Source organism: Ectothiorhodospira magna (assembly GCF_900110965.1).
Taxonomy (GTDB): Bacteria; Pseudomonadota; Gammaproteobacteria; order Ectothiorhodospirales; family Ectothiorhodospiraceae; genus Ectothiorhodospira; species Ectothiorhodospira magna.
In genome coordinates this window covers 67,270-85,902 of the sequence record NZ_FOFO01000009.1, presented here as the reverse complement: position 1 = coordinate 85,902, position 18,633 = coordinate 67,270, and the positions used below count along the sequence as shown (strand labels likewise).

At 55.6% G+C, this 18,633-nt stretch carries 13 protein-coding genes; all 13 read right to left on the bottom strand.

Features of this window, described 5'->3' with window-relative positions; genetic code table 11:
• Positions 1 to 4: 4 nt before the first annotated feature.
• The gene (locus BMX62_RS05290; protein WP_274377157.1) at positions 5 to 1,291 is read right to left on the bottom strand and encodes an ABC transporter ATP-binding protein; all 1,287 of its coding nucleotides are present in this window, start codon (positions 1,289 to 1,291) and stop codon (positions 5 to 7) included.
• Positions 1,288 to 2,091: an ABC transporter permease gene (locus tag BMX62_RS05285; RefSeq protein ID WP_090205402.1), complete on the bottom strand. Its 804-nt coding sequence runs from the start codon at positions 2,089 to 2,091 to the stop codon at positions 1,288 to 1,290. The genes BMX62_RS05290 and BMX62_RS05285 overlap by 4 nt, the downstream gene beginning before the upstream one ends.
• A gap of 6 nt (positions 2,092 to 2,097) precedes the next feature.
• Positions 2,098 to 3,261 (bottom strand): glycosyltransferase, encoded by a 1,164-nt coding sequence (locus BMX62_RS05280; RefSeq protein ID WP_090205398.1) that lies wholly within the window; start codon positions 3,259 to 3,261, stop codon positions 2,098 to 2,100.
• A 48-nt stretch (positions 3,262 to 3,309) separates the two neighbouring features.
• Positions 3,310 to 4,692, bottom strand: coding sequence for an HlyD family type I secretion periplasmic adaptor subunit (locus BMX62_RS05275; RefSeq protein ID WP_090205394.1), 1,383 nt, complete (start codon positions 4,690 to 4,692; stop codon positions 3,310 to 3,312).
• Positions 4,692 to 6,401 carry a type I secretion system permease/ATPase gene (locus BMX62_RS05270; protein ID WP_090205391.1) on the bottom strand — a complete coding sequence of 570 codons (1,710 nt, stop codon included), beginning with the start codon at positions 6,399 to 6,401 and terminating at the stop codon, positions 4,692 to 4,694. Before BMX62_RS05270 ends, BMX62_RS05275 begins: the two co-directional genes overlap by 1 nt.
• 2 nt (positions 6,402 to 6,403) lie before the next feature.
• A complete protein-coding gene (locus tag BMX62_RS05265) occupies positions 6,404 to 7,840 on the bottom strand; it encodes a TolC family outer membrane protein (RefSeq protein ID WP_090205388.1) in 1,437 nt (478 codons plus the stop codon).
• 199 nt (positions 7,841 to 8,039) lie between these two features.
• On the bottom strand, positions 8,040 to 10,922 hold the full coding sequence (locus BMX62_RS12890; protein WP_162273503.1) for a choice-of-anchor L domain-containing protein: 2,883 nt from the start codon (positions 10,920 to 10,922) through the stop codon (positions 8,040 to 8,042).
• Positions 10,923 to 11,578: 656 nt separating this feature from the next.
• Positions 11,579 to 14,125, bottom strand: coding sequence for a choice-of-anchor L domain-containing protein (locus BMX62_RS05255; protein ID WP_090205385.1), 2,547 nt, complete (start codon positions 14,123 to 14,125; stop codon positions 11,579 to 11,581).
• 374 nt (positions 14,126 to 14,499) lie between these two features.
• Positions 14,500 to 14,757 (bottom strand): hypothetical protein, encoded by a 258-nt coding sequence (locus tag BMX62_RS05250; RefSeq protein ID WP_090205382.1) that lies wholly within the window; start codon positions 14,755 to 14,757, stop codon positions 14,500 to 14,502.
• A gap of 23 nt (positions 14,758 to 14,780) precedes the next feature.
• On the bottom strand, positions 14,781 to 15,542 hold the full coding sequence (locus BMX62_RS05245) for a SapC family protein (protein WP_090205378.1): 762 nt from the start codon (positions 15,540 to 15,542) through the stop codon (positions 14,781 to 14,783).
• A 63-nt stretch (positions 15,543 to 15,605) separates the two neighbouring features.
• On the bottom strand, positions 15,606 to 16,781 hold the full coding sequence (locus BMX62_RS05240; RefSeq protein ID WP_090205375.1) for a GlcNAc-transferase family protein: 1,176 nt from the start codon (positions 16,779 to 16,781) through the stop codon (positions 15,606 to 15,608).
• Positions 16,782 to 16,857: 76 nt separating this feature from the next.
• Positions 16,858 to 17,586, bottom strand: a complete 729-nt coding sequence (locus BMX62_RS05235) for a glycosyltransferase family 2 protein (protein ID WP_202906208.1) — start codon at positions 17,584 to 17,586, stop codon at positions 16,858 to 16,860.
• 4 nt (positions 17,587 to 17,590) lie between these two features.
• Positions 17,591 to 18,613 (bottom strand): glycosyltransferase family 2 protein, encoded by a 1,023-nt coding sequence (locus tag BMX62_RS05230; protein ID WP_090205436.1) that lies wholly within the window; start codon positions 18,611 to 18,613, stop codon positions 17,591 to 17,593.
• Between the last annotated feature and the right edge of the window lie 20 nt (positions 18,614 to 18,633).

Below are 18,633 nucleotides of genomic sequence, written 5' to 3'. Positions count from 1 at the left end.
TGCGTCAAGAATCCACGGGATGCTGTTGATAACGGGCGCCCAGGTCCGCGATACCCCAGAAGGGTACCGGGCGGTGGACATGGAGGATCAGGGCATCGTAGCGACGGTCCAGGGGGACCAGATTCTCCCCCCGGACGGGATCGCCGCTGGAGATGCCAAAGGATATCAGATAGTCGCCGGCGTTGAGGGTCAGGGCCAGGGCAAAGGCGAAGTGGTAGCATTGGCCCTGGCGCACCGACAGGGGGGGCGCCTGGCCGGCGGTGGCGTCGTGGGCGTTGGTGCCGTAGACAAACACCCCGTCCAGGGTCTTGATCAGCAGGCCGGGGACCACGGCGGGATAATCCTGATCAAAACGCACCTTGAAGGCAAATTCCACCTGGGCGCCGCTGGGGATTTCCGCCGGGAACAGGTGGCCGTCGGCGCGGATCTGGACATCGAGGATTTCCGCCCCGCCCTCCCCCCAGCGGTGTTCTTCCTTGCGGTAGCCGGGCCGGGTGTGGAACAGGGCCTGCTGGCCCTGAGTGAAGGTGTCGTCCTGATCAGCGACGGTGGCGGGACGGCGGGTGAACAGGGTGTCGAAATAGCGGTTGGTGATGTCCACCGGAGGACCGTCCGCCAGCAGTCGGCCCTGGTGCAGCAGCAGGGCCCGGTCGCAATGGACGATGACATCGTTCATTGCATGGGTGACCAGGATCAGGGCCATGCCCTGTTCCCGGTAGCGGGCGATGCGCTCAAAGCATTTGGCCTGGAAAAAGGCGTCTCCCACCGACAGGGCTTCATCGACGATGAGCAGGTCGGGGCGAAAGGCGGTGACGGTGGCAAAGGCCACCCGGGCCTGCATCCCGGTGGAGTAGGTGCGGACCGGCTGGTCGAAGTAGTCACCGATGTCGGCAAAGGCTTCGATCTCGGGCATGGCGGCTTCGATGGCGCGGCGGTCGTGGCCCATGAGTTCGGCGGTGTGCAGGGCGTTGCGCCGGCCGGTGAATTCGGGGACGAAACCCAGGCCCAGTTCCAGGATGGCGGCGATGCGCAGCCCGTCCCGGCGCCAGAGCTGGCCCTGGCTGGGGGGGATGGTGCCGGTGATGAGCTTGAGCAGGGTGCTCTTGCCGGCGCCGTTGCGGCCAACGATGCCCAGGGCCTCTCCGGCCCCCAGGGTGAAGTGGATGTCCTGCAGCACCCAATGTTCTTCCACCGGGGTGAAGGGCAAACCCATCAGCCGGGCCAGCCGGCGCCATTCCGAGCCATAGGTGCGGTAGACCTTGCCGATCTGTTGCAATGTCAGCAGGTTCACAGCAGGTCCACCATCTCGGCGCTGGCGCGTCGGAACAGGATCAGGGCCAGGGCCAGCAGTCCGGTCACCAATGTGGCCAGGGCCAGCAGGTGGGCCGGCTCCGGGGCGGTGTTGAATACCAGCACCGACTGGTAAGCCCCCACCAGGGGGAACAGGGGGGACCAAGCCAGCAGGGCCGCCAGGGCGGCGGGCAGGATGTCGGGGGTGTAGACGATGGGGGTGAGCCAGAAGCCAAATTGCAGGGCGATGGGCACCACCTGACCCACGTCGCGGATGAAGACGTTGAGGGTGCCCAGGATCAGGCCCAGGCCCAGGGCCAGGGCCATGTTGAGCAGCAGCAGCAGGGGCAGCCAAAGGATCTGGCCGCCGGGCCAGTGACCCAGCAGGCCGAAGATGATCAAAATGGCCAGCAACAGCACCAGGTTGTCGATCAGGGCCACCCCCAGCACGATGATGGGCAGGGTGATGCGGGGGAAGACCACTTTTTTGAGCACGTTGCCCTGTTCCACAAACAGGCGGGTGCAGCGGGTGAGGATGTCGGCAAACAGGCTCCAGGCGAAGATGCCGGCGGTGAGATAGATGGCAAAGGCGTAGGGGCTGTCGATGCCGGGCAGTTTGGCGGCCAGAACGGCGGACAGGACCAGGGCGTAGACCGCCACCAGGGCCAGGGGATGCAGGATGATCCACAGGGCGCCCAGGCGGCTGCGGGCAAAACGGGCGCGGAATTCCTTGGCCACCTCCCCCAGGACAAAATGCCGGAAGCGCCACAGGGCGGTCAGTTGTTGCAGGCTGCGGTCCATGCTTGGTCAAGCCTGTGTGTCTGTCGGGGAAGCAGAGGATGTTGGCATGGTGTCTGTCGATGGGCCCTGATACAGGCGGTGATAGGCCTGGGCCATGCGGGGCGCGGTGAAATGGTCCAGATAGCGTTGGCGGGCGCCTTCCCCCAGGCGACGGGCCAGGACCGGGTCCCGATACAGGGTGTCCATGGCCCGGCGCAGGGCCTGGGGGTCGTCGGGGGGGATCACCAGCCCGGTGTGGCCATCGCGGTTGACGTAGCTGGTGCCGGTGCCGATGTCGGTACTGATGAGGGGCTTGCCGTGCATGGCCCCTTCCAGCAGGGTGACGCCGAAGGCTTCAGAACGCAGGTGGGAGGGGAAGACCACCGCCCGGCACAGGTGCAGCAGGGCATGTTTGTCTGCTTCGTCGATAGGGCCCAGAAAGTGAATCCGGTTGAGACCGATGCGCCGGGCCTGGCGATGGAGACGGACTTCCATGGGACCGGTGCCGGCGATGACCAGGGTGGGGGCGTCATCGGGATGGGCGGCGAGGGCCTGTAACAGGATATGCAGACCCTTGTAGTAGCGCAGGACACCGATGAAGAACAGGAAGTCGGTGCCGAAACGGTCCTGCAGGGCGTGCAGGCGCCGGGGACAGGGGTTGGGCAGGCTGCCGTCTCCCAGGCCAATGGGGATGACCTGGACCTGCTGGCCCAGGGCCTGCAGCACCGGACTGGTGCGGCGATAGTTGTCGGAGGTGGCCACTACCGCATCCACCCGGGCTAAAAAGCGGTTCATGAGAGGCCGGTAGAGGCGCAGCAGGCCCTGCTGGCGGACGATGTCCGCGTGGTAGGTAACAATGCTGCGCCGATCGGGGGCATGGCGCAGGTGGGCCAGGTCCGCCATGGGCCAGGGGAAATGGTAATGGATCACATCGGCCCAGGCGGCCTGTTCCCGGAAGGCGGCAAAGAAGGGCCAGGACAGCCCGCAGGAAGCCACTTCCGCCTGTCGGGGCAGGCGGTGAACGGTGGCTTCGGGCAACTGGATGACGGCGGGATGGGCGTTCCGGGCCAGGGTCAGGATGCGGCTTTCCACCCCCAGGGGACGGGTGTAGAGGCAGATCTGGCGGATCACCTCCTCCAGCCCCCCCTGGGTTTCGGGGAAGTAGGTCTTATAGACGTGCAGTACACGCATGGCTGTTTCCCGGCGGTGCCGCCGACGTCCTGTTCGGCACGGGCGCCCCTAGCGTTCCCGGAACGCGGTGAACACATGATCCATCACCGGCTTGAGCAGGTAATGGAGCAGGCTATGTTCGCCGGTGCGGATGACCACGTCCACCGGCATGCCGGGGACGATGCGCTCGAAGGTGAGCCGGGCCAGTTCCTCCGGGGTGACTTCGATGCGGACTTCAAAGTAGTCCATGCCGCTGCGTTGATCCGTGAGCCGGTCGGCGGATACCCGGGTCACCTGCCCTTCCACCACCGGGTTCATGGTGCTCAGGGCGGTGAAACGGACCATGGCGGTGAGCCCTTCGGTGACCAGTTCGATGGACTGGGGCGGCACCTGGGCCTGGACCACCAGGGGTTCGCCGTCGGGGACCAGTTCGAGGATGTCCTCGCCGGCGCGGATGACGCCGCCGATGGAGTTGATCTGGCGGTTGACCACCACGCCGGTGACGGGGGCGCGGATTTCCACCCGCTCCAGCTGGTCGGTGAGGGCGATACGGCGCTCCTGCAGGCTGTCCACTTCCCGCTGGATGTTGCCCAGCTGGGTGTCGATGTCCTTGTGGTATTCCTGTTCCCGCTGGACCTTGTGCAGGCGCACTTCGCTCAGGGCGGCGCGGGCACGGCCCAGGGCGGCGATGTCCTCGGACAGGCCGGCCTGGGTCTGGGCCAGGGCCCGTTCCAGTTCAAAGATGCGGGTGCGGGGGACGTAGCCTTCCTCGAACAAGACCTGCATGGCGGCCAGTTCTTCTTCCAGCAGTTCAATCTGGCGGCGCTTGCTGGTCTGCTGGGCTTCCAGGCCCTGGATCTGTTCCCGGATGCCCCGGGCGTTTTCTTCCAGGATGGCCAGTTCGTTCCCCAGGCCGTCCCGGCGGGTGGTGAACAGCTGTTGCTGGGTGCTGACCACCTGGGCGATGCGGGGGTCGTGCATTTCCTGGACTACGTCCGGGGGCAGGACCAGGGCGTCGGCGCCGTCCCGTTCCGCCAGCAGGCGGGCTTCCACCGCCAGGAAGGAGAGCAGTTGGGAGCGGACGATGGCCAGTTCCGCCTGGGGGTTGGTGCGGTTGAGGCGGATCATGACCTGGCCCCGGTGGACCTGGTCGCCGTCCCGCACTAGGATGTCATCGACGATGCCGCCGGTGAGGTGCTGGACCCGTATGCGCTGGGAGTCCACCACGATGGTGCCGGGGGCGGTGACGCCGGAGTCCAGGGGGGCGGTGGCGGCCCAGACCCCGAATCCGAACAGGCCCAGGATGATGATGAGCCAGCCCAGGGTCATGATGCCCCCAGGCCCCCGTTCCACGGCGGCGGAGGGGCGGCCCCCCTCCCCTTCCCCTTCGGTGGTGAGGCGGGTGCCGGGGCGGCTGATGATGTCGCCGGTGCGCTTGATCAGGTCTTTCATCAGGGCTGGCTCCTGGGGGTCATGGCACCGCCGGATTTGAGGGCGGTGAGAACGTCATCCCGTGGGCCGAACATGCTGGCCTGGCCGTCCCGCATCACCAGCATCTGGTCCACGGCGGCGATGATGCTGGTGCGGTGGGTGATGATGATGACGGTGACCCCGTCGGCCTTGAGTTGCCGCACGGTGGTGATCAGGGCCTGTTCGCCGCTGTCGTCCAGGTTGGAGTTGGGTTCGTCCAGTACGATCAGGCGGGGGCTGCCGTAAACTGCCCGGGCCAGGGCAATGCGCTGGCGCTGGCCGCCGGAGAGGTTGAAGCCGCCGGTGCCGATGACGGTGTCGTAGCCGCCGGGGAAGCGCAGGATCATCTCATGGACACCCGCCTTCTGGGCGGCCTTGACCACTTGATCCGGGTCGATCTGGCCAAAGCGGGCGATGTTTTCCGCCACGGTGCCGTCGAACAGTTCGATGTCCTGGGGCAGATAGCCGATATGGTCACCCAACTGGCGTTTGTCCCAGGTGTAGAGGTCGGCGCCGTCCATGCGGACCTTGCCTGCCATGGGGGACCAGACCCCCACCAGCAGTCGGGCCAGGGTGGATTTGCCCGAGGCGCTGGGGCCCACCATACCCAGGATCTGGCCGGCCTCCAGAGCAAAGGAGACGTTGCTGATCACTGGCTTTTGCACACCAGGGGGAGCAGCGTAGAGCCCTTCCACCTTGAGGTGACCCTTGGGGGGGGGCAGGGGCAGGGCTTCTGGCCGCTCCGGGAAGGTGCGCAGCAGACCACTGACCCGTTCGTGGGCGTTGCGGGTGGCGACAAAACCGCGCCAGGAGCCGATGAGCTGCTGCATGGGGGCCAGGGCCCGACCCATGAGGATGGAGCCGGCGATCATCATGCCGGCGGTCATTTCGTTGTGAATCACCAGCCAGGCCCCCAGACCCAGCACCAGGGACTGCATGGCCAGGGAGAGGGTTTTGGTCAGGCCGGTGAGGACGGCGGCCCGTTCGCTGGCCACGGTCTGATGGTCGAGCATCTTGTGGTGCATGGACAGCCAGCGGGTACGCACCCGGTCGATCATGCCCATGGCCTCGATGACTTCCGCGTTGCGCAGGTTGGAGGCGGCCTGGGCATTGGCCCGGTTGGCGATGCGGTTGGCTTCGGACAGGGGCTTGGAGGTGAGCCATTCGTTGGCCAGGGCCAGGATCAGCAAAATGGTGGCGCCAAAAATGGCCAGTACCCCGATCTTCCAATGGAACATGAACATGACCATGATGAAGATGGGGGTCCAGGGGGCGTCGAAGAAGGCGATGATGCCCTGGCCGGTGGTGAACTGGCGCACATTGGTGAAATCGGACAGGGACTGCTGGGCGTTGCCGTTGCCCTGGCGCAGGTAGCTTTCGTAGGTGGCGCGGAACACCTGGCCGTTGAGTTGTTCATCCAGCCGGTTGCCCATGCGGATGAGGGTCTTGCTGCGGATCATTTCCATGGCGGCCAAGACAATGTACAGCCCCACCACCACCAGGGTGAGCATGATGAGGGTGGAGACGTTCATGCTGGCCAGTACCCGGTCGTAGAGCTGGAGCATGTAGATGGCCGGGACCAGCATGAGCAGGTTGATGACCATGCTGAAGGCCAGGGCGGAACCGAAAACATGACGGAACTGCCCGAGGGCAGCCAGGATGGCTGAGCGGGCTTCTTTGGGGTCGGACATGATCAGGATCTCTTCAGCCAGCCATCCAGGCGTTCGATGATGCCGTCGTCGAGGGCGCCGGTGGCGGCATGCAGGGCGACGAAGGCACGGACATAGTCGATCCGGGCGCTGAGCAGTTCAAAACGGGCTTCGTAGAGTTGTTGCTGGGCGTTGAGCACGTCCACGAAGGTGCGGTAGGCCACGGTGAGGGAGACTTCCGCGGCCATCAGGGCGGTTTCGCTGGACTGGCGGGCCTGTTCCAGGGCCTCGATGCGGGCGAGGCTGTTGACCAGGTCCAGCCAGGCGCTGCCGGCGGCCAGTTCGCTTTCCCGGCGGCTGCGTTCCAGCCGTTGCCGGGCCTCGTCCACGCCGGCCCGGGCCTGGCGGGTTTCGGCGGTCACCCGGCCCCCCTGGTACAGGGGCAGGTTGAGTTCGACCATGATCCGGCCATATTCATCCCGGCTGTAGCCCAGGTCGGAATTGGAGAAGCGTTCATAGCCGGCCACTAGGTCCAGGGTGGGGTAATGCTGGCTTCTGGCGCGGCGGACGTTGAACTGTTCCCGTTCCAGCATTTGGGTCTGGGCCAGTACGTCCAGAGACTGTTCCCCGGCCTGGGCGATCCAGATGTCCATATCCGCCGGCTCTGGCGGGGTGAAGGGCATGTCTTCCCGCAGGGGCTGGACCGCTTCGATGAGGGTGTAGGTGATCAGGCGCAGTTCCCGGCGGCGGATGTCCCGCTGATTCACGGCCTGGATTTCCTGGGCGCGGATCAGGTCCAGTCGGGCCTGGGCTTCCTGGACGTCGGTGCGGGTGGCAATGCCGCCGACCCGCATCCGTTCGGCCTGATGCTTCTGGGCCTCCACTGCCTGGGCCTGCAGGCGCACCAGATTGAGCCGTTCCTGGGCCAGCAGCAGGCCGGTGTAGGCCTCCACCACCCGCTGGATCAGTTCCTGGCGGGCCATTTCCAGTTCGTATTCGCTCACGTCCACTTCCCGCAGGGCCATGCGGGTGCGGTTGAAACTGTCCAGATTGAACAGGGGCTGACGGGCCTGCAGGCGCACGGTGTCCTGGGTATAGGTGCGGTCGTCGGTGCCCATGGCGGTTTCTGATTCCCGCCGGGTTTCGCCAGTGCTGCCGCTGAGGGTGACCCTGGGCAGCAGTTGGGCACGGGCGATGGGGTAGGCTTCCCTGGCCCCTTCCAGACGGGCGCGGGCGGCGGCCCAGGCGTCGTCGTGGTCCAGGGCCAGTTGGTAGATCTCGTACAGGCCGGGACCGGCGGGCAGGGATTCGGTGATCTGGCCCTCGTCGAAGGCGCGGGGCATCAGGCCCAGATAGCGGCGGGTGTCGGCGTCCAGGGTGGTGGGGCCGGGGCGGTCGGTGACCGGGGCCGGATCGGGCACGGCAGGGGTGACCGTCTCCTCCGCCAGCACCGAGGCGGAAAAGGCAAGCAGAAACAGCAAAGGCAGGCTGTACGGTACGGGAATGATGGGGATGCTCCTTGCGGGGGGCAGGACCGGTTTGGGCGGGCATTCTAGCAAAACCGGAGAAGAAGCGACAAGGAAGGCCCGTAAAAATCCCCGTCTGGTTTAACCAGACGGGGATTCAGGTTCACTGCGATGGTTCAACGCCGGCATTGGGCACCGGCATTGATAAGGGCTTTTAGACCAAAGTGCTCTCCGTGAAAACAAGTGGTGCCACGTCGATTGCCTGATCTTCCAGATTCATCCAGTCCAATCCATCAGCAAACAATGACGGCATGGCGTCTGGATCTGTATCTGCAGCAAGATTCAGAACATCATACAGGGCATCCATGAAGTTGGCGCTGCTGCTCAGGAATGCAGCATTGATGCTGTCGGTACCACCTGCCTTGCTGGCTTTGAGCTGTTCATGAATCGCATTCACTTCAGCGTCAGTATAAGCAAATGGATTGGCGGGTCTTTGGTCTACTGGTGTGGCAATGAAGGTAAATACCTTCACCAAGGTATTGAACACTGGCGTGGCCTGAATTTCGTTATTGGCATCAACATCCAGCATTCGCCCGAGAATACCACTGAACACGTTGGTAAGCACTGCATTCAGCACCACATCATCGCCTGCCAGGGCGCCCATGAAGGCTCCTGCATACTCCGGGGTATCAGGGGGCTGATCTACGTCAAAGGTCAACTGGGTTCCCTGATCGAAGGCTTCCACATGGAATGTGGCGTCCTGGAAATCACCCTGCAGAATAATCAATGTATCCTTTTTGTTATCTCCCGTAGAGTCAAACTCAAGAATGGCCACGTCCAGAATCACCGTCAGATCGTCTTTGGTGAACGTGCTGTCGAAAACCTTGAGTGTGTCATTGGTGTCAAAACCGATAATACTATCGGCATGCAGCTGCTTTGCGGTACCCTGAATGGTGTTACTACCACCCGCCTGAAGGTCGTAGATATCCGGCGCTGTACTGCCCTCAAATATCGTATCTCCTCCACCACTGTAAAACTGTGTTGCCGTATCAGGACCTGCAGGACCAACAAATCCGCCCTCGGGGGGAGCCTGCCTCTGTACCTGAAGACCATCCAATCTGAACAGATTAGTGGAGAAATTACTTACAAACAGACCGGAATCAAGAATATTATCGCCGGTATCTGCAACACCGATACGCACATCATAAGTTTCTTGATCATCATCCAGTGGAATATTAATGGAAAGACGCGGACTGATACCGTCATACTCTATGCTGTAAGTTGGTTTTTGCCCCATCCAATTCTGGACATTATTATCCAGGAAACTACCTCCCTCCACATTGGCACCGATGATACTCAGTGGCTTGGTTGGATCCCCATCGAACAGGGCATAATTCTTTCCATTCACCAAGACCGCCGCAATATCTACGAAAGAACTATCCATGAATTCTGGATATTCATCCGAGCCAAAAATGATATCAAAGGAGATCGACTGGACTGCGGGATTGGTCACCTTGAAGGAAAATTCAAGAATTGCAGCATCGTAGGTCTTGCCTGCACCAGGAAAGGCCGCAGTAGCCAAGGCATCAAAGCCTGAATCACCTGGCATATTATTATCTACACTGTAACCTGTCTCGGTATTGGTCAAAGGTGGCGCAGCGCTTCCACTGCTGAGCAAAATACCAGGCTTGTCCATAAACACATCTGGACCAAAATCAATGCTATCAAAGAATGACACTGCAGTGTTAGCACCAATGTAATTGGCACTACCTGGGATAATCTCAATCCCTGTCAAATTGCTTGCAATTTGATTGACCAAATCCATTGGTATGTTATTACTTGAATTGTATAGCTTAAATGGGCTGGCGGGGGCCTCTGTCGGAGCATCTGTCGGGGCCTCTGTCGGGGCTTCTGTCGGGGCCTCTGTCGGGGCCTCTGTCGGGGCCTCTGTCGGGGCCTCTGTCGGGGCCTCTGTCGGGGCCTCTGTCGGGGCTTCTGTCGGTGCTTCTGTGGGGGCCTCTGTGGGGGCCTCTGTCGGTGTTGGACTGGTAGTATCTTTGCCCACAGCCACCTCTACTGTCGCCGTGGATATGCCGCCTTTACCATCAGATACGGTGTAGGTAAAGCTGTCTTTTCCTGAAAACCCCTGCATAGGCGTATAAGTAAGGGGAGCAAATGGAGTTAATCCAGACACATGGCCATGGGACGGCGTTGTAAAAGAGAGGATACTGAGAGTGTCTCCATCAGGATCAACATCGTTTGCCAGAACATTGATGGAAACAGCTTTTCCAATATCCGTTGTGGCAAAATCATTATTAGCAACAGGTGGTGAATTAGAATACTCCTGACCTTCCATCTTTACTTCAAGAGTGTAATGGGATCGTGCTCCACCTTGAGGCTCGACCACAATATGATATTTTGAACCACTTACAACATAATGAGCAATTTGTTCATCTGTCGTACCACCAAAATTTGATGTTTTCAGTGTAGATCCATTACTATTTGTTAACGTTAAGTCAAGATTTTCATTCATTCCTGATAAATTAATAAAAATAAAACCATCATGGGGTGCAGTGAATGAATACCAATCTCTTGAATCACCTCCAAAACCGACACTACCTGTTCCTACGACAGGAAAAGGCGGCAGCGCCATAGCATCCCAACGAGAATTTCCAGCATCTTGCATAGAAAAAAAGTCAAAACCAGGAATCCATGTCACGCCATCAAGACCAAAATTCAAGGTATACGTTGACTTTGCACCTGATTCCCCAGGTTGCACAAGAACTAGATAATCAACACCTTGCCTAACCGGATGCTGAATAACTTCAGTCGTTATTCCTCCATGATTTGAAGAAGCTAAAATACTACCATTAGAACTAGTTATTGATAAATCAAGATTTGCGTTAAGATCAGCAAGTTCAATTTTCACAAACCCATCAATCGGAGAAGTAAAACGAAACCAGTCTCGCGTATCACTATCAAAACCAACAGACCCCTGACCTGAAACAGGCAAAGGGGGAAGCACCATAGCATCCCAACGAGAATTACCCGCATCTTGCATGCCAAAATCACCAGTCAAATTTTTTATTTGCGTCATGATTAACACTCCACTTTTTAGCGTTACTGTGTCAAAATTTAGTAAAAATTAGTAATTAATTGAAATGTTATTTTTTTAATTTTTCCTCACTTTTAATAACAACAATCAAGACTTTATAGTTTTGCAAATTTGATTACGTTACAGATCTTTTCCCATCTATTGCGACATGATAAAACCTTAAGGTTCTACCAAGAATACGGGTATAGCATCAAAAATCATGCGCAGGCTGACGCCTCGCCAGCAGGCGCTAAAAAAATTAGGAGGTATAAGGTATACAAAAACGAATGCGTAAAGATACGGCCAAAAGGAGGGGAGCAAACGGAAAATATCTACCATGCGGCGGGCACGACAACAGGGTCTTGAACAAGCAAGACCCCACGTCTCTGGCGCCAAGTTATTGGATACCAATTTTTGACGCCAGTGTTTACTTTGCATCCTCATGCCAGCTTCCCTACTACTTACCCAAACAATACTTTTATTATAAGCAATAACGAAAAATAAAAAAATACCCTGGGCACAGAAAATACCGACACAGCGATTATCTATAAAAAATTTATTTTAGTCATAAAAATCCCCGTCTGGTTAAACCAGACGGGGATTCAGGTTCACTGCGATGGTTCAACGCCGGCATTGGGCACCGGCATTGATAAGGGCTTTTAGACCAAAGTGCTCTCCGTGAAAACAAGTGGTGCCACGTCGATTGCCTGATCTTCCAGATTCATCCAGTCCAATCCATCAGCAAACAATGACGGCATGGCGTCTGGATCTGTATCTGCAGCAAGATTCAGAACATCATACAGGGCATCCATGAAGTTGGCGCTGCTGCTCAGGAATGCAGCATTGATGCTGTCGGTACCACCTGCCTTGCTGGCTTTGAGCTGTTCATGAATCGCATTCACTTCAGCGTCAGTATAAGCAAATGGATTGGCGGGTCTTTGGTCTACTGGTGTGGCAATGAAGGTAAATACCTTCACCAAGGTATTGAACACTGGCGTGGCCTGAATTTCGTTATTGGCATCAACATCCAGCATTCGCCCGAGAATACCACTGAACACGTTGGTAAGCACTGCATTCAGCACCACATCATCGCCTGCCAGGGCGCCCATGAAGGCTCCTGCATACTCCGGGGTATCAGGGGGCTGATCTACGTCAAAGGTCAACTGGGTTCCCTGATCGAAGGCTTCCACATGGAATGTGGCGTCCTGGAAATCACCCTGCAGAATAATCAATGTATCCTTTTTGTTATCTCCCGTAGAGTCAAACTCAAGAATGGCCACGTCCAGAATCACCGTCAGATCGTCTTTGGTGAACGTGCTGTCGAAAACCTTGAGTGTGTCATTGGTGTCAAAACCGATAATACTATCGGCATGCAGCTGCTTTGCGGTACCCTGAATGGTGTTACTACCACCCGCCTGAAGGTCGTAGATATCCGGCGCTGTACTGCCCTCAAATATCGTATCTCCTCCACCACTGTAAAACTGTGTTGCCGTATCAGGACCTGCAGGACCAACAAATCCGCCCTCGGGGGGAGCCTGCCTCTGTACCTGAAGACCATCCAATCTGAACAGATTAGTGGAGAAATTACTTACAAACAGACCGGAATCAAGAATATTATCGCCGGTATCTGCAACACCGATACGCACGTCATAAACTTCCTGATCATCATCTAGTGGAATGTTGATAGAAAGACGTGGACTGATACCATCATACTCTATGCTGTAAGGCGATTTCTGCCCCATCCCGCTCTGGATATCATTATTCAGGAAGCTGCCTCCCTCCACATTGGCACCGATGATACTCAGTGGCTTGGTTGGATCCCCATCGAACAGGGCATAATTCTTTCCATTCACCAAGACCGCTGCAATATCTACGAAAGAACTATCCATGAATTCTGGATATTCATCCGAGCCAAAAATGATATCAAAAGAAATCGACTGCACTCCAGGGTTGGTCACCTTGAAGGAAAATTCAAGAATTGCAGCATCGTAGGTCTTGCCTGCACCAGGAAAGGCTGCAGTAGCCAAGGCATCAAAATCTGAATCACCTGGCATATTGTTGTTTACACTGTAGCCTGTTTCGGTATTAGTCAAAGGTGGTGCGGCAATTCCACTACTGAGCAGAATACCAGGCTTGTCCATAAACACATCTGGACCAAAATTAATGTTATCAAAAAACGATACAGCACGATCTGCGCCAATATAATTAACACTACCAGCAACAATTTCTATGCCATTCAAATTGCTCGAGATCTGATCCAACAAATCCTTTGGTGTTTGAGCATTGGAATCGTACAATGTAAAATGATCGCTGGTTTGGGGCAAGTAAGGATCATTCCATCCCAAGTCGTCGTCGTCCCAGTCATCAAAATCATCCCAGTCAAAATCATCCCAACTATAATCGACAGGTAAGAATAACTCATCCGCCATAAAATCGAGTTTCACGTTACTATCCTCTACTGTTACGGTTTTTGTGAAGGCTGCGGGCAGCTTTTCACCGGAAACTATTACCTGATGAGAACCTTGGGGCACTACTAACTGATAACCACCAGAGGCCCATGTTTGGGTTTCAAGGCCCAACTCCGGCAAGGAAATAGTGACATTTTCAAGTCCTTCACCTGGCGTATAAAATTGATTTGAATCCAAGTCTTGGAAAACTACGCCACTAAGAAAAACGTTGGGACCCGACAGAGCATATTTCTGGGTCACCATAGACGCGCTGTAGGTTGAGGCACCTTGAGTAAAATTACCCAGAGAGTGGCCTATTCCTATTTCCTTAAAATCTTCCTTCAAAATATTTTCACGATGTCCCGGACTCAGAAATAACCCTTCATGATGATCCAGGATATATCCCGTCAAGTCCGTGGGCAATGCACCAGTGGTACCCTGCCATGCTACATTTTCTCCCCACATCCAGGGCGGGATAAATTCGTAGCCAAATTGTGCCATGCGATCTCCTGGTGACGATCCACTGGCCCCGGTATGGGAAAAGGTATTCGTCTGCAACATCCAGTCGCTGTGGTAACGGGAAGCCTCAATCAGCAATGGGTTCATGACCAAAGGTTGCTTAGCACCAGAAGAAATTTGACCAGGTGAAAGCCCCTGGTTCAGATCAATGCTGTGCAACTGCGCCTCACCCAAAGGGTTCTCTCTGGCCCGGTTGATCAGTTCAAGCATGAACTGTTCGTAGGATGTAGGTTGGATCATAATCTCTCCACAGAAAAACGTGCGATTTCAATCGCGGTACGAATTGCGGCTACAGTATTGCAACCGCCGAAAAAGTACAGGCCTTCCACCCGCCGGACCGTGAGGCTCTGCTCGATAAAGGCCTTGGTGGCGAAGAGCTTGCGCTCTGTTTCTCCTCCTCCCTCAAGCCTGCAACCGAATCCCGCCTTCGAGCGGGGGTAGTTGGCAGACCCTACAATCGGTTGAATGACTGCCTAAAAATGAAAAATATCAAGTTATATCAAAAAGATACAAAAACAAAGTGGCCGCATCAAACCCATTCGGAAGAATGTATCCCCAACTACTGGTATAGCACAAATCAGGATTTTTGCTTCAAATCCTGGCAGGGGGAATGTTCAGAGCTTGGTCTCAAGGCCGTCAAATAGAGCCCTGGCTTCGCCATAAGTACTCAGGGCCATGGCCTGTTCTATCCAGGAATCGCTGATGGCATCAACCGCAGTACTGAGCAGGGCAACTGCGGCAATCAACTGGGCTTGGGATGTTTCATCCAGCCGAGTGGCATCAGTATCAGTGCTATTGAGAACGTTTTCCACATCTACTGCCAGAATGGCATCCAGACAGCTTAGACGTTCAGTGACGATGGAAGAAACCATGGATCATGCCTCCTTGATCAAAACTAGTTAAACTTCAGCACTTCGTTGGAACTGTTACTAAACAGACTGTCCAAATCTACCGATTGATGTTGCTTGTCATGCTGACGGGCCAAGGCTTGTAGCCGGAACAGTTGTTGAGTACTGAGGGCCTGAGCATAAGCAATGGCTAATGCGCCTTGCTGATGCAGCTGAAAAAGGGTTTCGTTATCCACCTTTGCCAATTTAGCTTCATCAAGACGCAACAATCCAGCGATTTCTGTCCCCGGCAAATGCCACGGAGACAACAGACCCGCTGCATCCAAGGAAGTCACCGCACGTTCGGTAAGAGCATAATGCTTTACCATCTGACCAAAAAAATCGATCACCTCCTGTACCGCTTCACTGGGCTTGCCGTCCGTGAAAAAGGCCAGATCCCCCTTCTCTCCTATTAATGCACTCTCCATATCCACACATACCACTCGCTGATTTGCATCGCCCTTGCCCACTGGCGGCGATAACAATCGAAATGGATAACTGCGGGCAAAAGCTGGCACATACCCGCTGGGCCACAACATTCTACTATCCAGGCAATGGTTCACACCCTGGCGTAATCCCGTCAACACATATAGCCCTACTTTACCCTGATTATCACGAGCAAATGTCAGCGGCAAATGACTGGATGATTTGCTGATCTCTGGCGCTGCCAAGGGCATTAGGTGTAGTTGAGACACATGAGTATAGTTGATAAAACGAGACCAACGCAGGGCACCAAAACGATCTACGCTCAAGGGTACAAAACGACTCATTAATAATGCTCCAATATATATAAATTAAAATAACTTTTGACTATTAATTACAATTTATTTCAATCAAAAATTTGATCGAAAAACTTTCATCTTTTCCGGGTTTTTTAAAACTCCATTCAAATAATCGATTCCACTCAATTCCTTGTATTCCTCCAGAGTTCGGTGGCGTCCAAGACCATAAGGTTCGGGTAACTCACCTTGCACGAGTTGGTGCAGGCGCATAATAGCCTTTTCCCGACGTTGGTGAAATTTCACTTCTCGTCTTGACTCCAGATCCTTACGCCAGTGATGACTGTCATATTCGGTATCTGATGATTTGTAAAGATGGTACAAAGGAACATCCCTGTAACGACCATGAAAAATATCCCATCCATGAGTAAAAGCACGCAAGGCAAGCGCCTGCTCTTCCCCATGAAAATAAAACAATGGATCATAAGGAACATCTAGGACAAATCGACCTTTTGTTATCAAAAAACCGCCTGATAAATAATATCCACGAGCCGCATAAAAATGATTGGAATCAGGTAAACCCTGGTAGGCAACTTTGGCTCTTATGACAATATTTTCTATGGTAAATTTATCAATGTTCTTGAATTCAAAAAAACCGATACTATTTGTATCTCGCAACCTTTTAAAAGGTTTATTATGAGCATCAAAGTCAAATGGCGGCGGGTAGATACTTAGTATAGGGCGATTACTAAATTGCTCAAGCTGCTCGATTTGGTGAATCAATTTTTTATCCCAATCCTTGGAAAACCAAGTATGAGAATCTATCTGCAGATAGTAGCTTTCATTATCGTATAAACTCTGAACCAAGGATCTTGCCCAACAAACACCCCTTGAATGTAAGGGATCTAGATGAACATATCGTATCTGATCAGCGCGAGGATGTTGTCTGATCCAGGTTTGCTGTGAATCAAAGCTCTGATCAACTACCCCAACTACCAAGCGGTCTGGATAATGTGCTTGCTCGAATAGACTTTCCAGAGTAAAACGTAGCCAAGGATCACAAAATGCGGCCACACTGACGAACACACGATCGTTTCTCATCTGGATGCAGTCATTTTTTGCTTCATGCAACTCTGAATCTCTGCTTTTAAGATGAGAATTTTGATGTTCAAATTTATTTTTTTTTTGACTCACTAACCCTGCTTTTTGCAGTATTTTTTTTCGCTGCTGCTGACTTTTATGTAATCTTGCTGCTGCCAGAGAACCACCTGATTTTTTACGCTTTACCATAAAAAATTCCTGATAAAAAAGCCTGAAATTCAGTATATCTCATCAAAACAAGAAATGAATGAATTAATAGATAATCTTAATCCCTCCCTCCCCCGCCCCTATGCTTGAGAAAATACCGGGCCATACTGCGCAGGTGCAGCACCATGTAGGAGAGCTTGCGATGGCTGTCCCGGCGGGCATCGTGAATGACGGACACATCCTGGGCCACCACCACCGGCAGCCCCTGTCTCCAGCAACGAAAGCAGATGTCCACGTCTTCGTAATACAGGAAGAAACGGTCATCAAAGCCCTGCAGGGTGGAAAAATCCCCCCGCCGGAACAGCATGAACATGCCCGCGACCCAGTCGGGGAACATGATGCCCTGGTCGGTTGTGATCATGTAGCGACCATCTCCCCGTCCCAGGGCTTTTGATAGCAATGATCCCAGGGTGGGGAAATGACGGGCACTGTCTTCCAGATCGCCCCTGGGGGATCTCACCGCCGGGGCCACCAGGGCGGCACAAGGAAAACGCTCCAGGGTGGCCAGCAGCACCGGAAAGGGGTTGTCCGGCAAACTGATGTCCGGGTTCATGCAACAGAACAATGGCTGACGGGATAATGAAAATGCAGCGTTATGGTTGGCGCCAAAGCCCTTGGGCCGGTCATTTTTCACCAGGGTCAGACGCTGATCCGCGGGCAATGTCAGGGATTCTCGCAGATTGAGGGTGAGAATCACCTGGGCAACTTCGGGAAGCTCCAGTAGCCGGCTGATCAGGGCCTCCACCATGGCGCCGTGGCCGTGACTGACAATGGAAACGGCAATCACGGCTTCACGGCCTCCAGACGACTCTGAAGCGGCGGCGCCAGATTCGCCGGTCCAGGGCGGCCCAGATCTCATGCCATGACACTTGACGATTTCTCTGCACCTGCTGACGGGTACGCCAGATGGCAGGTAGCCCCTTGAGGGCATCGGTCTTGGCACGCAGGATGACCCGGCCCTGGCCCCGATAGGCAAACACCAGAATGGTCAGTAGATTCATCAGCAGGTGCAGGGGCAAACATAGCCAAAACAGCGGTCCGGGCATGTTTTTTACAAAGGTCCAGACCAGGTTCCGGTGCCCGTGATATACGGCAAATGCACTGTGCTGTCCTCCGGTGGTGGCACTGCCCATGTGATACACCACCGCCTCGGGCACCACCCGGCAGACCTGCCCGGCCAGACGCAGACGAAATCCCAGGTCTACATCTTCTGCATAACAGAAAAACCGCTCATCAAATCCCCCCACGGCCTGTACCGCATCCCGCCGGTACAGGGCGGCAGCGGCACAGGGGGAAAAAATGTCCCCCGCTGGGGTCAGGGTATCTGCCCGCAGTGCGCCATGATCCCGTCGCCATATCAGGCCGCTGAGATGATACACGTCTCCGGTGCCATCCAGACGATGGGTGTCGGGATGGCAGGTCTGAATCGAGCCAAAGGCGGCACATTCGGGATGGCGACGGGCGGCGGACACCAGAGCCGCAAGCCAGTCTGGCTGGGGAAAGGCATCGGGATTGAGCAGGGCCACCAGTTCGGTGGTGCAGTGTTTGAGTCCGAGATTGTTGGCGGCGGCAAAGCCCAGGTTGTTTTGCTGGGGCAACACCATGACGGCTGGATGGGGGTGGAGATGGGCGAGGGAATCATCGGTGCTGGCATTGTCAATGACAATGATGCGGGCCGGTTGCAATGACTGGGAGGCCAGGCATTCAAGGCAGTGTTTCAACATCGCGCCGCTATTCCAGTTGACGATCAAAACCGTCACCTGGGCCTTGTCTTCCCCGGCCTGCTCCGGGGCCTGTGCTGATCCTGAAGCCATGCGGTCATCCAAACCCATCA